The sequence below is a fragment of the Burkholderia sp. KBS0801 genome (genome assembly GCF_005937855.2).
GTDB lineage: Bacteria > Pseudomonadota > Gammaproteobacteria > Burkholderiales > Burkholderiaceae > Burkholderia > Burkholderia ambifaria.
Genome location: NZ_CP042177.1, coordinates 2,990,938 through 3,003,361, shown reverse-complemented (window position 1 = coordinate 3,003,361; position 12,424 = coordinate 2,990,938). Strand labels below are relative to the sequence as shown.

11 protein-coding genes and 1 pseudogene are annotated in these 12,424 nt (G+C 66.1%); 7 read left to right on the top strand and 5 right to left on the bottom strand.

The window, feature by feature from the left end; translation table 11 throughout:
• The first annotated feature begins 92 nt into the window (after nucleotides 1-92).
• On the top strand, nucleotides 93-575 hold the full coding sequence (locus FFI87_RS14290; RefSeq protein ID WP_006751492.1) for a nitrate reductase associated protein: 483 nt from the start codon (nucleotides 93-95) through the stop codon (nucleotides 573-575).
• Nucleotides 576-603: 28 nt separating this feature from the next.
• Here the strand turns inward: FFI87_RS14290 and FFI87_RS14285 are convergent, their stop codons facing one another.
• A complete protein-coding gene (locus tag FFI87_RS14285) occupies nucleotides 604-999 on the bottom strand; it encodes an acyl-CoA thioesterase (protein WP_012364680.1) in 396 nt (131 codons plus the stop codon).
• A 173-nt stretch (nucleotides 1,000-1,172) separates the two neighbouring features.
• On the opposite strand from FFI87_RS14285, the gene FFI87_RS14275 reads away from it, so the two are divergent.
• Nucleotides 1,173-3,044 (top strand): ABCB family ABC transporter ATP-binding protein/permease, encoded by a 1,872-nt coding sequence (locus tag FFI87_RS14275; RefSeq protein WP_012364679.1) that lies wholly within the window; start codon nucleotides 1,173-1,175, stop codon nucleotides 3,042-3,044.
• A gap of 105 nt (nucleotides 3,045-3,149) precedes the next feature.
• On the opposite strand, the gene murU is transcribed toward FFI87_RS14275, so the two are convergent.
• Together murU and FFI87_RS14265 are read right to left on the bottom strand one after the other, a co-directional pair.
• The gene (gene murU, locus FFI87_RS14270; protein WP_138847174.1) at nucleotides 3,150-3,869 is read right to left on the bottom strand and encodes an N-acetylmuramate alpha-1-phosphate uridylyltransferase MurU; all 720 of its coding nucleotides are present in this window, start codon (nucleotides 3,867-3,869) and stop codon (nucleotides 3,150-3,152) included.
• A 34-nt stretch (nucleotides 3,870-3,903) separates the two neighbouring features.
• Nucleotides 3,904-4,953, bottom strand: coding sequence for an aminoglycoside phosphotransferase family protein (locus tag FFI87_RS14265; RefSeq protein WP_138847175.1), 1,050 nt, complete (start codon nucleotides 4,951-4,953; stop codon nucleotides 3,904-3,906).
• Nucleotides 4,954-5,178: 225 nt separating this feature from the next.
• Here FFI87_RS14265 and FFI87_RS14260 point away from each other — a divergent pair, with 225 nt between their 5' ends.
• The 4 genes from FFI87_RS14260 to rsmA are packed head-to-tail and all read left to right on the top strand — an operon-like array spanning nucleotide 5,179 to nucleotide 10,827.
• Nucleotides 5,179-7,539 (top strand): LPS-assembly protein LptD, encoded by a 2,361-nt coding sequence (locus FFI87_RS14260; protein ID WP_138847176.1) that lies wholly within the window; start codon nucleotides 5,179-5,181, stop codon nucleotides 7,537-7,539.
• Between the two features lie 51 nt (nucleotides 7,540-7,590).
• Entirely contained in the window at nucleotides 7,591-8,949 is a 1,359-nt protein-coding gene (locus FFI87_RS14255) for a peptidylprolyl isomerase (RefSeq protein WP_105785012.1), read from the top strand.
• A gap of 11 nt (nucleotides 8,950-8,960) precedes the next feature.
• The gene (gene pdxA, locus FFI87_RS14250; RefSeq protein WP_138847177.1) at nucleotides 8,961-9,950 is read left to right on the top strand and encodes a 4-hydroxythreonine-4-phosphate dehydrogenase PdxA; all 990 of its coding nucleotides are present in this window, start codon (nucleotides 8,961-8,963) and stop codon (nucleotides 9,948-9,950) included.
• Between the two features lie 55 nt (nucleotides 9,951-10,005).
• A complete protein-coding gene (gene rsmA / locus FFI87_RS14245) occupies nucleotides 10,006-10,827 on the top strand; it encodes a 16S rRNA (adenine(1518)-N(6)/adenine(1519)-N(6))-dimethyltransferase RsmA (RefSeq protein ID WP_012364673.1) in 822 nt (273 codons plus the stop codon).
• Here the strand turns inward: rsmA and FFI87_RS14240 are convergent.
• Both FFI87_RS14240 and FFI87_RS14235 read right to left on the bottom strand, forming a co-directional pair.
• Entirely contained in the window at nucleotides 10,824-11,177 is a 354-nt protein-coding gene (locus FFI87_RS14240; RefSeq protein WP_138847178.1) for a DUF1493 family protein, read from the bottom strand. The genes rsmA and FFI87_RS14240 overlap by 4 nt on opposite strands.
• Nucleotides 11,177-11,609: pseudogene (locus FFI87_RS14235) on the bottom strand (STM2901 family protein). Before FFI87_RS14235 ends, FFI87_RS14240 begins: the two are co-directional and overlap by 1 nt.
• Nucleotides 11,610-11,937: 328 nt before the next feature.
• Here FFI87_RS14235 and gloA point away from each other — a divergent pair.
• Nucleotides 11,938-12,327 carry a lactoylglutathione lyase gene (gene gloA, locus FFI87_RS14230; protein ID WP_012364670.1) on the top strand — a complete coding sequence of 130 codons (390 nt, stop codon included), beginning with the start codon at nucleotides 11,938-11,940 and terminating at the stop codon, nucleotides 12,325-12,327.
• Nucleotides 12,328-12,424: the final 97 nt, after the last annotated feature.

The following is a 12,424-nucleotide window of genomic DNA, read 5'->3' as shown; positions in this document are numbered from 1 at the left end:
CGGCGGCGATCATGTCCGCCGCTTGCGCGCAGAGGTTCTAAAATACCCCAGGCAGGCCGGCCGCGCCGGCATCCGCCACTCGGGTAACGACCATGGGACTCAGCGACGCTCCGCTGCTATTCAATTTCGAACACGATTCGTCGGAAAACCTGACGTACATTCCGATGATCGTGCGTTTCAATCTCGACCGCTTCGGTCTGCGGATTTCGCTGGAGCAGTGGCAACTGCTGCCGCTCGAGGACCGCAAGCTGCTCGCGCGCTTTCCGGCCGACGACGACACCCTGATCGAGCCCAATTTCGATCACGCGCTGTTCGAAATGCTGCGCACGCATGCCGATCTCGAACCGTCGTGGTTCCAACCGGACGAGCAGCCGAGCTGGCGCGCGACCGACACGGTGCCGGATGCGCTCGTGCAGCAGAGCGCGCTGGCCGGGCTGCCGGCGCCCGCGCTCGCGCAGTGGCAGCGGCTCGCGCCGTTTCAGCGCTACGTGCTGATGAAGCTGTCGCGCAAGCCGACGCTCAATCACGACTTCGTGCCGGCGATGCGCGAGTTCGGGCTGACGGCCACGCACTGATGGCCGCCTGCGGCGCCGCGCGTGCGGATCAGAGCGGCGGCAGTTGACGCGGCTTGCGGTCGGGGCCGGTTGCCACATAGGTGAGCGTCGCTTCGGTCACCTTCACGATTTCGCCCATCAGGCGCATGCGCTGCGCGTACACCTCGACGTCGACCGTCACCGACGTGTTGCCGGTGCGGATGATGGTCGCGTAGAAGCTCAGCAGGTCGCCGACGAACACCGGCTGCTTGAACACGAACGAATTGACCGCGACCGTCGCGACGCGGCCGTTCGCCCGCTGGCTCGCGGGGATCGAACCGGCGATGTCGACCTGCGACATGATCCAGCCGCCGAACACGTCGCCGTGGACGTTCGCGTCGTGCGGTTGCGGGACGACGCGCAGCGCGGGCTGCTTTGCTGGAAGTTCGAGGGTCGAATCGGTCATGGCGGGGCTTTCATCCTGTAATGAATATGCCGCCGCGCGCAGCCGGGCCGGCGAGGGCGCCGGCAGCGGCGCGAGGCGGCTTCTGCGACAATACAACGTTCGCAAATTGTACGAGAAAGCGGGCGAGTCGGCCGCTGCAGCACGCGTCCGGCAGCACCGCCGATCCTTCCCCCATGCGTCGATATTCCGCTTCCGGCGAGCCCGCGCCGGCTCCGACCGGGCCACGCAACGACTGGCAGACCATCCGGTCGCTGCTGCCGTACCTGGCCACCTACAAATGGCGCGTCGCGCTCGCGCTCGGCTGCCTGATCGGCGCGAAGGTCGCGAACCTCGGCGTGCCGGTCGTGATGAAGCGCATCGTCGATCACCTGTCCGCCGTGCAGCAGCTCACCGCGCTCGGCCGCGCCGAGCAGTCGGCCGGCATCGTGCTCGCGGGCGGCGTTGGCCTGCTGGTCGTCGCGTATGCGTTCGTGCGGCTGTCGACGTCGCTCTTCACCGAGCTGCGCGAAATCCTGTTCTCGAAGGTCACCGAGAGCGCGGTGCGTCAGCTCGCGCTGCAGGTGTTCCGGCATCTGCACGGGCTGTCGCTGCGTTTCCATCTCGAACGCCAGACGGGGGGCATGTCGCGCGACATCGAGCGCGGCACGCGCGGCATTCAGCAGCTGATTTCCTATTCGCTGTACAGCATCCTGCCGACGCTCGTCGAGGTCGGGCTCGTGCTCGGCTTCTTCGTGGTCAAGTACGAGGCGTACTACGCGTACGTGACGTTCGCGGCGCTCGTCACGTACATCGTGTTCACCGTGAAGGTCACCAACTGGCGCACGCACTTTCGCCGCACGATGAACGAGCTCGATTCGCGCGCGAATTCGCGGGCGATCGATTCGCTGATCAACTACGAGACGGTGAAGTACTTCGGCAACGAGGAGTGGGAGGCGCAGCGCTACGACGAGAACCTGAAGCGCTACCGCAAGGCCGCGATCCGCTCGCAGAACTCACTGTCGGTGCTGAACTTCGGCCAGCAGGCGATCATCGGCACCGGGCTCGTGTTCATCCTGTGGCGCGCGACGCAGGGCGTGCTGGCGGGCAAGCTGACGCTCGGCGATCTGGTGCTGATCAACACGTTCATGCTGCAGTTGTACATTCCGCTGAATTTCCTCGGCGTCGTGTATCGCGAGCTGAAGCAGAGCCTCACCGACATGGACCGGATGTTCGGGCTGCTGGCGGCCGCGAAGGAAGTCCCCGACGCGCCCGACGCGCGGCCGCTCGCGGTGGCCGGCGCGCAGGTGCGCTTCGAGCACGTGAACTTCTCGTACGAGGCGTCGCGGCAGATCCTGCACGACGTGACGTTTACGATCGACGCGGGCACGACGACCGCGGTGGTCGGTCACAGCGGCTCCGGCAAGTCGACGCTGTCGCGCCTGCTGTTCCGCTTCTACGATCTCGACCGGCAGGCGGGCGGCGCGATCCGGATCGACGGCCAGGACATCCGCGACGTCACGCAGGACTCGCTGCGCGCGTCGATCGGGATCGTGCCGCAGGACACCGTGCTGTTCAACGATTCGATCTACTACAACATCGCGTACGGCCGGCCGACCGCGAGTCGCGACGAAGTGATCGCGGCCGCGCGCGCCGCGCACATCCACGACTTCATCGAGAGCTTGCCGAAGGGCTATGACACGCCGGTCGGCGAGCGCGGGCTGAAGCTGTCGGGCGGCGAGAAGCAGCGCGTCGCGATCGCGCGCACGCTGCTGAAGGATCCGCCGGTGCTGCTGTTCGACGAGGCGACGTCGGCGCTCGATTCACGCTCGGAGCGCGCGATCCAGCATGAGCTCGACCAGATCGCGCGGCACCGCACGACGCTCGTGATCGCGCACCGGCTGTCGACGGTCGTGCATGCGCAGCAGATTCTCGTGATGGATCACGGGCGGATCGTCGAGCGCGGCACCCACGACGAGCTCGTACGCGCGGACGGCCTCTATGCGCAGATGTGGGCGCTGCAGCAACAGCGCGCGGCGGCGGGCGGGGAAGCGGCCGAAGCCGCGTGAGCGTGGCTGCCCGCGCGCGGCGCGAGCGGGTGGTTTGCCGGCCGTCCGGAATCGGCCGGCATTGCGCGGTCACCGCCGGGTCGCCCGGCGGCGGCCGCGAAACGATCAGCCCGCGGCGCGCAGCCGCGCGTCGAGTTCGCCGAGCTGCGCGGGCGTGCCGACGTTCTCCCAGATACCTTCGTACAATTCCCCGGTCGCGCGGCCGGCCTCGATGGTCGCCCTGAAGTAGGGCGACAGCGCGCGGTGCGTGCCGGGCACGATGTCGCGGAACATCCGCGTGTCGTACACGCCGATGCTGCCGAACGTGACGCGCGGGGCGCCGGCGAGCGCGAGCCGGCCGTCGTCGCGGAGCACGAAATCGCCGTCCGGATGGAACGGCGGGTTCGGCACCATCACGAGATGCATCGCGGGCGCATCCAGCGTGGCCATTCGAGCGGCAGGGGCGGCGAGCGTCCCGTAGTCGAATGTGCAGTACACGTCGCCCGCGACGCCCGCGAACACGGTGGGCCGGCCGTCGCGCTCGAGCAGCGGCAGCGCCTGCGCGATGCCGCCTGCAGTTTCCAGCGCGTCGCCTTCGGCCGAATATGCGAGGCGCACGCCCCAGCGCGAGCCGTCACCGAGCGTCGCCTCGAACTGTTCGCCGAGCCACGCATGGTTGATCACGATCGTCTCGATGCCCGCGCGGGCGAGTGCTTCGATCTGCCAGACGATCAGCGGCTTGCCGCCGGCTTCGAGCAGCGGCTTCGGGCGGGCGTCGGTCAGCGGACGCATCCGCTCGCCGCGCCCGGCGGCGAAAATCATCGCCGTGGTGAGGATAGTGCTCATGTTGTTCGTCTGAATGTGAGAGCGGTCAGAGCGGTCAGAATGTATAGCCGACGTCGGCCGCGGCCTTGCCCTCGAGCTCGTCGAGCAGCTTCGCGAACGGCACGAGCGGGCGGTAGCGCAGCGCGACCTTGCGCGCATAGGCGAGAAAGCGGGGCAGGTCGTTCAGGTAGTGCGGCTTGCCGTCGCGGTAGTTGATGCGCGCGAACAGGCCGAGGATCTTGATGTGGCGCTGCAGCCCAATCCATTCGAGCTGGCGGTAGAACTCGCCGAAGTCCGGATCGACCGGCAGACCGGCCTTCTTCGCCCGTTCCCAGTAGTACGCGAAGCAGTCGAGCTCGAACTCCTCGTCCCAGCTGATGAACGCGTCGCGCAGCAGCGACACGACGTCGTACGTCAGCGGCCCGTACACGGCGTCCTGGAAGTCGAGCACGCCCGGGTTCGGCTCGCAGACCATCAGGTTGCGCGGCATGAAATCGCGCAGCATGAAGCCCTGCGGCTGCGCATGGGCGCTCGCGACCAGCAGCGCGAAGGTGCGATCGAGCGTGCCGCGCATCGCGTCGGTGACGGGCCTGCCGAGGTGCCGGCCGACGAACCATTCGGGCAGCAGCTCCATCTCGCGGCGCAGGAACGCCTCGTCGAACGGCGGCAGCACGTCCGGCCGCGACGTCAGCTGGAAGCGGATCAGCGCGTCGAGCGCGTCGCGCATCAGCGGGCGTGCCGCGACCGGATCGGCCGGATCGAGCACCGAGATGTACGACGTGCGGCCGAGGTCGGTCACGAGCATGAAGCCCGCGTCGAAATCGTGGGCCAGCACGTCCGGCACGTGGTCGCCGGCCGTGGCGAGCAACTGCGCGACCTGGACGAATTCACGGCACTTCTCGGGCGGCGGCGCGTCGACCGCGATCAGCGAGCCGCCGGGGCGCGTGGCCGACGCGACACGGAAATAGCGGCGGAAACTGGCGTCCGACGACGCGGGTGCGAGGGTCGACAGGTCGAGGGCGAAGCGCTCGGCGAGCGGGCGCAGCCACGCGGTCAGTGCTTCGAGGCGTGCGTCGGGCTGGGATGCGGCGGATGGGGGCGTCATGAAACTCGGCGGAGGGGGGAACGTCTTGCCATATAATACCCCACGACTTTTTTGACGCGCCCCGCGTCAGCTTGCGCCGCGCAGGCCCGCCGCCTGTCGCGCCGTCCGCCCGATCGCCTCCCCGGTTTGCGCTCAGCCGCAGTCGCGGTGCGACGGCGTGGGCCGCCGCGCGCGAATGAATGTGCCGCCGGTGCGGTTGACAAGGGGCGATTCGCCAAACGATAGATGCCGCCCAAACCGCTATTCCCGAATGTTTTCCCCGGTGACGGGGCGCCGCGCAAACGGCGGCTCGCGCTCGCGCTCCTGGCCGTGCCGGGCCTCGTGCCGGCCGTGTCGTACGCGCAGCTGTCGGGCGCGGCCGCGCAGCCGCAGCCGCTCGACTCGCCGTGGGATCTGCGTCTCGCCCCGCAGCTCGAGGATCATCCGCTGAAGGACGGCGCGAAGCCGGCCGCCTTCGTGATTGCCGACCATACGAGCGGCACGGCCGAGCAGGACCTCGCCGCGAAGGGCTCGGCCGAGCTGCGCCGCGGCGACGCCGTCGTGAAGGCCGACGCGCTCCACTACGATCAGGATACCGACATGGCCGATGCGTACGGCCAGGTCCGGGTGATCAACGGCGGCACGTCGTTCGCGGGCCCCGAAGCGCATCTGAAGGTCGAGGCGAACCAGGGCTTCATGACGGCGCCGAAATACCACTTCAACGTGACGGGCGGGTCCGGCAGCGCGGAGCGCGTCGACCTGCTCGACAGCGAGCGCTCGGTGTTCGTCAACGGCACCTACACCGCGTGCCAGTGCGCGACGGACCCGGCGTGGTACATCAAGGGCAGCCGCTTCGACTTCGATACGGGCGCCGACGAAGGCACCGCGCGCAACGGCGTGCTGTTCTTCCAGGGCGTGCCGATCTTCGCGAGCCCGTGGTTGACGTTCCCGTTGTCGGGCGAGCGGCGCAGCGGCCTGCTGCCGCCGACGTTCTCGATGAACTCGAACAACGGGTTCGAGCTGACGCTGCCGTACTACTTCAACATCGCGCCGAACCGCGACCTGACGATCACGCCGCGCATCATCTCGCGGCGCGGCGTGCAGACCGAAGCGACGTTCCGCTACCTGTCGCCGACCTATTCCGGCACGCTGACGGCCAATTACCTGCCGGATGACCGGCTCGCGCACCGCAACCGCTACGCGATCTACTGGCAGCACCAGCAGAACTTCGGCGGCGGCTTCGGCGGCTACGTCTACTTCAACAAGGTCTCGGACAACACGTATCCGGAAGACCTCGGGTCGACGAACGAGTTCATCAACGGCACGCAGACGCTGTACCAGCAGGAAGCCGGGCTCACGTACAACAACGGCCCGTGGTCGGTGCTCGCGCGCTACCAGCACTGGCAGACGCTGCCGCCGTCGATCGCGCCTTACAGTCGCGAGCCGCAGTTGAACGTGAAGTACACGAAGTACAACGTCGGCGGCTTCGACTTCGGCGCGGAAGCCGACTATTCGCGGTTCCGCATCACGACCGCCGATGCGACCGAAGGCGACCGGATCGTCTTCAACCCGTACATCGCGTACGGCGTGTACGGCCCCGGCTACTTCGTCGTGCCGAAGGTCCAGTACCACTTCGCGTCGTACGACCTGAACTACCTGTCGTCGAGCACGCCGAACAGCCCGAAGCGCTTCACCGAGTCGATCCCGACCGTGAGCTTCGACACGGGCCTGATCTTCGACCGCTCGGTGCGCCTGTTCGGCCAGGACTTCATCCAGACCCTCGAGCCGCGCCTGTACTACGTGTACACGCCGTATCGCGACCAGTCGAACGCGCCGCTGTTCGACACCGCGGAATCCGACTTCGGCCTCGCGGAGATCTACCAGCCGAACACGTTCGTCGGCAACGACCGGATCGCGGACGCGAACCGGATCACGGCCGGCCTGACGTCGCGCTTCATCGATCCGCGCACCGGCGACGAACGCGCGCGCTTCGTGATCGCGCAGCAGTACTACTTCGCCGATCAGCGCGTCACGCTGAACTCGGTGCAGGCGCCCGTGCAGGCGCGCCACTCGGACCTGATCGTCGGTGCCGCGCTCAAGCTCGGCTCCGGCTTCATGTCGGAAACCGCGTTCCAGTACAACCAGAACAACAACCAGCTCGTGAAGTCGAGCATCGGTTTCGGCTTCAGCCCGGGCGAGCGTCGCGTGATCAACGTCGGCTACCGCTATACGCGCGCGAACACGACGCTCGACAACCAGCCGATCAACCAGTTCCTGGTGTCCGCGCAATGGCCGCTCACGCGCCGCCTGTACGCGGTCGGCCGCTTCAACTACGACCTGGCCGCCGACCGGATCGTCGACGGCCTGCTCGGCTTACAATACGACGCGGATTGCTGGGCGCTCGGCGTCGGTGTCCAGCGCTTCGCGAACGGCGTGAACTCGTCGGGGCAGCAGAACTCGTCGACGCGATTCATGATGCAGCTGACGTTGAAGGGGCTGTCGAGCATCGACAACGGTCTGGTGGCGGCATTCCGCGCCGGGGTGCCGGGCTATACGGCGCTGCCGTCCGCGCCGCCGCCGATGTCCCGCTTCAGTAACTACGAGTAACGCCGGCTTGTCTGCACCGGTCAGCACGATTTCAATGGAGTATCAGTGGCAATGAAGAAAACCCTTCGTTTCGCGGCAGTCGTGTCCAGCCTCGCCGCGTCCGCCGCGCTGCTCGCCGCCGCGCCGGCCGCGGCGCAGGCGCTTGGTTCGCGAGGCGCGCAGCTCGCCGACGAAGTCGTCGCGGTCGTCAACAACGACGTGATCACGGGCCGCGAACTCGACCAGCGCGTCGGCCTGATCGCGCGCCGGCTGCAGCAGCAGAACGCACCGGTGCCGCCGGCCGACCAGTTGCGTGCGCAGGTGCTGAACCAGATGGTCCTCGAACGCATCCAGGTGCAGAAGGCCAAGGACGACGGGATCCGCATCGACGATGCGACCGTGCAGTCCACGCTGCAGCGCCTCGCGCAGGCGAACGGGATGACGCTCGAACAGTATCGCGCGCGTCTCGAGGCGCAAGGCGTGCCCTGGAGCGTGTTCACGAGCGACGCCCGCACCGAGCTGATGCTGTCGAAGCTGCGCGAGCGCGAGGTCGACGGCAAGATCACCGTGTCGGACGCCGAGGTCGTGAACTACATCGCGAGCCAGCGCGGGCCGAGCGCGTCGCAGCAGCAGGACCTGCGCTTCCAGCACATCTTCATCAAGGCGCCGACCAACGCGCCGCAGGCCGAGATCGAAGTCGCGCAGAAGAAGGCCGAAGCGCTGCTCCAGCAGGCCACGTCGGGCGCCGATTTCGAGAAGCTCGCGAAGAACAATTCGGAAGCGAACGACGCGAAGAAGGGCGGCGACCTCGGCTTCAAGGCGCCGGGCGCGCTGCCGCCCGAGGTTGTCGACGCCGCATCGAAGCTGCGCCCGGGCCAGGTCAACCCGACGCTGATCCGCGTGCCGGACGGCTTCGAGATCGTGCGTCTCGTCGACCGCCGCCAGAGCCAGGGCACGAGCGCCGCGGCACCGAAGATCGTCCAGACGCACGTGCGCCACATCCTGTTGCGCGTCGGCGAGGGCAAGTCGGAAGGCCAGGCCCGTCAGCAGCTGCAGGACATTCGCCGGCAGGTCGAGGCGGGCGGCGATTTCGCGAAGTTCGCGCGCACCTACTCGCAGGACGGTTCGGCGTCGCAGGGCGGCGATCTCGGCTGGATCAGCCCGGGCGAGACCGTGCCGGAATTCGAGCGCGCGATGAACAACCTGCAGGACGGCCAGATCAGCCAGCCGGTGCGTACCGAGTACGGTTACCACCTGATCCAGGTGATCGATCGCCGCGAGTCGGAAGGCTCGGTGCAGCAGCAGATGGATATCGCGCGTCAGGCGATCGGCCAGCGCAAGGCCGAGCAGGCGTATGCCGACTGGCTGCGCGAACTGCGCGATTCGTCCTACGTGCAGTACAAGATCGGCGGCGTCGGCCCGGCGAACTGAGCGAGCTTCACATGTCGGCATCCGCGCTGCAGATCGCGATCACGACGGGCGAACCCGCGGGTGTCGGCCCGGAGCTGACCGTGCAGGCGTTGCAGGATGCCGCGCGGCGCTGGCCCGGCGCGCATTTCACCGTGCTCGGCGACGCCGCGCTGCTCGACGCGCGCGCGGCGGCCGTCGGGGCCGACCGGGCGGTGCTCGCCGGCGGCGGCCCCGTGTCGGTCGAGCATCATCCGCTCGCCGCGCCCGCGCAGGCCGGCAAGCTCGACGCGGCCAACGGCCGCTACGTGCTCGGACTGCTCGATGCCGCGATCGACGGCGCGCTGGCGGGCCGGTTCGACGCGATCGTCACCGCGCCGCTGCAGAAGAGCACGATCAACGATGCCGGCGTGCCGTTTACCGGCCATACCGAATACCTGGCGGAGCGCACGCACACGCCGCGCGTCGTGATGATGCTGGCGGGCACGGGCGAGCGGCCGCTGCGCGTCGCGCTCGCGACCACGCACCTGCCGCTGAAGGACGTGTCGGCCGCGCTGACGATCGACGGGCTCGTCGAGACGCTCGTGATCATCGATCGCGATCTGCGGCGCGACTTCGGTCTCGCGGCGCCGCGCATCCTCGTGACGGGGCTGAACCCGCACGCGGGCGAGAACGGCTATCTCGGGCGCGAGGAGATCGACGTGATCTCGCCGGCGCTCGCACGTACGCAAGCGCAGGGCATCGACGCGCGCGGCCCGTATCCGGCCGACACGCTGTTCCAGCCGCGCCATCTCGAGGGCGCCGATTGCGTGCTCGCGATGTTCCACGATCAGGGCTTGCCCGTGCTGAAGTATGCGACGTTCGGCGAGGGCATCAACGTCACGCTCGGGCTGCCGATCATCCGCACGTCGGTCGATCACGGCACCGCGCTGGATCTGGCCGGCACGGGCCGCGCGGATCCGGGCAGCATGGTCGCCGCCCTCGACACGGCCGTCGCGATGGCGCGCCATCGCCGCGCGTCGTGACGCACCCAGGCGCAGGCCTGACCTAACTCGTCGTATTTTTCGTTTTTCTCAGTCGATGTCGAACAGCAGACAGCACCAAGGCCACTTCGCGCGCAAGCGCTTCGGGCAGAACTTCCTCGTCGATCACGGCGTGATCGACTCGATCGTCACGACGATCGGCCCCGCGCGCGGCCAGCGAATGGTCGAGATCGGCCCCGGGCTCGGCGCGCTGACCGAGCCGCTGATCGCGCGACTCGCGACGCCCGAGTCGCCGCTGCATGCGGTCGAACTCGACCGCGACCTGATCGGCCGCCTGCAGCAGCGTTTCGGCCCGCTGCTGGAGCTGCACGCCGGCGACGCGCTCGCGTTCGACTTCCGCTCGCTCGCGGCGCCCGGCGACAAGCCGTCGCTGCGGATCGTCGGCAACCTGCCGTACAACATTTCCAGCCCGCTGCTGTTTCACCTGATGACGTTCGCCGATGCGGTCATCGACCAGCATTTCATGCTGCAGAACGAAGTCGTCGAGCGGATGGTCGCGGAGCCGGGCACGAAGGCGTTCTCGCGGCTGTCGGTGATGCTGCAGTATCGCTACGTGATGGAGAAGATGCTCGACGTGCCGCCGGAATCGTTCCAGCCGCCGCCGAAGGTCGATTCGGCGATCGTCCGGATGATTCCGTACGAACCGCACGAGCTGCCGGACGTCGATCCTGTGTTGCTCGGGGAAGTCGTCACGGCCGCGTTCTCGCAGCGCCGCAAGATGCTGCGCAATACGCTCGGCGACTATCGCGAGACGATCGATTTCGACGGGCTCGGCTTCGATCTCGCGCGGCGCGCGGAGGATGTGAGCGTGGCCGAATATGTCGGTGTCGCGCAGGCGCTGGCGGCCGTGCGTCGTTAACGCTGTTCCCATCGCCCCCGCTTCATTGCTTCTTCCAACATCCCCAGTGTGAGCGATCGCCCCCCCAGCGATTCTCGCGCCTTCGGGCTGAACGGCGACTTCAACGCAGCCAGTACTACGTCACGCTTTCGCATACTCGCGGATGGAACGTAGTAGGCGACATTGAAGTCGCTGAGGTCGACGTGAAATCGTTCACCCCACGTCCGCATGATGTTCACGATTTTAGGTGGTTCCCAGTCGAGATCATGATACAGATCCATATCGCGAGTTAATTCCTCGTCCAGTCCAAATGCTCCGGCAGCTCGTACTTCGCGTATAAATTTCTGGAGTTGGGGCCACGCATCGTCCATTACAGTCGATCCTCACGTTTTACCCGTCGGTTGTATTCCATAACCGTTTTGTTTCCGATCATTGCCACATCGAAGGCAGTAATAGCCCAGCCGACTCCCGGAATCGCCCGGCCGACGAATACACCAATATGGTTCGTCAACTTCACTCGTAATCGCGCTACACTGGCCCATGATGTGAACGTCGGTAAGATTCGATATTTTATCTCATAGGGCAATAGTGAGCGAGACACCTTCGAAGCAACCGAAGTCCCTTTCACTGCACCAGCGAATTTGCCTCGTGTTGAGAGAAACCGTGAGCCCGCAAGTATCATTGCCACACCTGCTGCATCACTAACTCCCAATTCATCCATGGTTTTATCGACCGCGATCAAAAAAGAATAGCTCTGCAGGTGTGAGGTTGTTGTGTATCCCATATGCATATGTGTTTTGCATGGCGATATGAAAATGAAATCGGATTTCAATAATAATGTATTGTTTCTGAGGATGGGAATATTATTGATTTTGAGATATTTAAATATCTCGATATTGTATGGATCTATCTGAATGGCATCGCTGATGTGATGCGTTTTTCGCTGCCTCGGTGCTGCAGATTTCCTGTCAATCCTCGTATTTTCCTTATTGCCCACGTGAGCCAAGATAGTTGTCGCCTTATCCATGCGGCAACAAGGCTATCGCGTCTCGCGGAGGCTCGCTTGCAGCGGGTTTTCCGTGACTCCGGTAGAATTTCCGGCTCTGGAAAGTCCCCCACAGGAGTACAACAATGCGTTTGCTGCATACGATGCTGCGAGTCGGCGATCTCGACCGCTCGATCAAGTTCTACACCGAATTGCTCGGCATGAAGCTGCTGCGTCGCGAGGATTATCCGGAAGGCAAGTTCACGCTCGCGTTCGTCGGCTATGAAGCGGAAAGCACGGGCACCGTGATCGAGCTGACCCATAACTGGGATACGCCGTCCTACGATCTCGGCAACGGCTTCGGCCACCTGGCGGTGGAAGTCGACGACGCGTACGCGGCCTGCGACAGGATCAAGGCGCAAGGCGGCAAGGTGACCCGCGAAGCGGGCCCGATGAAGCACGGCACGACCGTGATCGCGTTCGTCGAGGATCCGGACGGCTACAAGATCGAGTTCATCCAGAAGAAGGCGCACTGAGCGCGGGATGAGCGGCGCGCGGCGCACGATGTGCGTCGCGGGCAACGAAAACGGGCGATGCGGAGGAATCCGCATCGCCCGTTTGCATTTGTGTGGC

Coding starts and splice junctions, on each gene's coding strand:
- FFI87_RS14290 (WP_006751492.1), top strand. CDS start 93: ATGGGACTCAGCGACGCTCCGCTGCTATTCAATTTCGAACACGATTCG.
- FFI87_RS14285 (WP_012364680.1), bottom strand. CDS start 999: ATGACCGATTCGACCCTCGAACTTCCAGCAAAGCAGCCCGCGCTGCGC.
- FFI87_RS14275 (WP_012364679.1), top strand. CDS start 1,173: ATGCGTCGATATTCCGCTTCCGGCGAGCCCGCGCCGGCTCCGACCGGG.
- murU (WP_138847174.1), bottom strand. CDS start 3,869: ATGAGCACTATCCTCACCACGGCGATGATTTTCGCCGCCGGGCGCGGC.
- FFI87_RS14265 (WP_138847175.1), bottom strand. CDS start 4,953: ATGACGCCCCCATCCGCCGCATCCCAGCCCGACGCACGCCTCGAAGCA.
- FFI87_RS14260 (WP_138847176.1), top strand. CDS start 5,179: ATGCCGCCCAAACCGCTATTCCCGAATGTTTTCCCCGGTGACGGGGCG.
- FFI87_RS14255 (WP_105785012.1), top strand. CDS start 7,591: ATGAAGAAAACCCTTCGTTTCGCGGCAGTCGTGTCCAGCCTCGCCGCG.
- pdxA (WP_138847177.1), top strand. CDS start 8,961: ATGTCGGCATCCGCGCTGCAGATCGCGATCACGACGGGCGAACCCGCG.
- rsmA (WP_012364673.1), top strand. CDS start 10,006: ATGTCGAACAGCAGACAGCACCAAGGCCACTTCGCGCGCAAGCGCTTC.
- FFI87_RS14240 (WP_138847178.1), bottom strand. CDS start 11,177: ATGGACGATGCGTGGCCCCAACTCCAGAAATTTATACGCGAAGTACGA.
- gloA (WP_012364670.1), top strand. CDS start 11,938: ATGCGTTTGCTGCATACGATGCTGCGAGTCGGCGATCTCGACCGCTCG.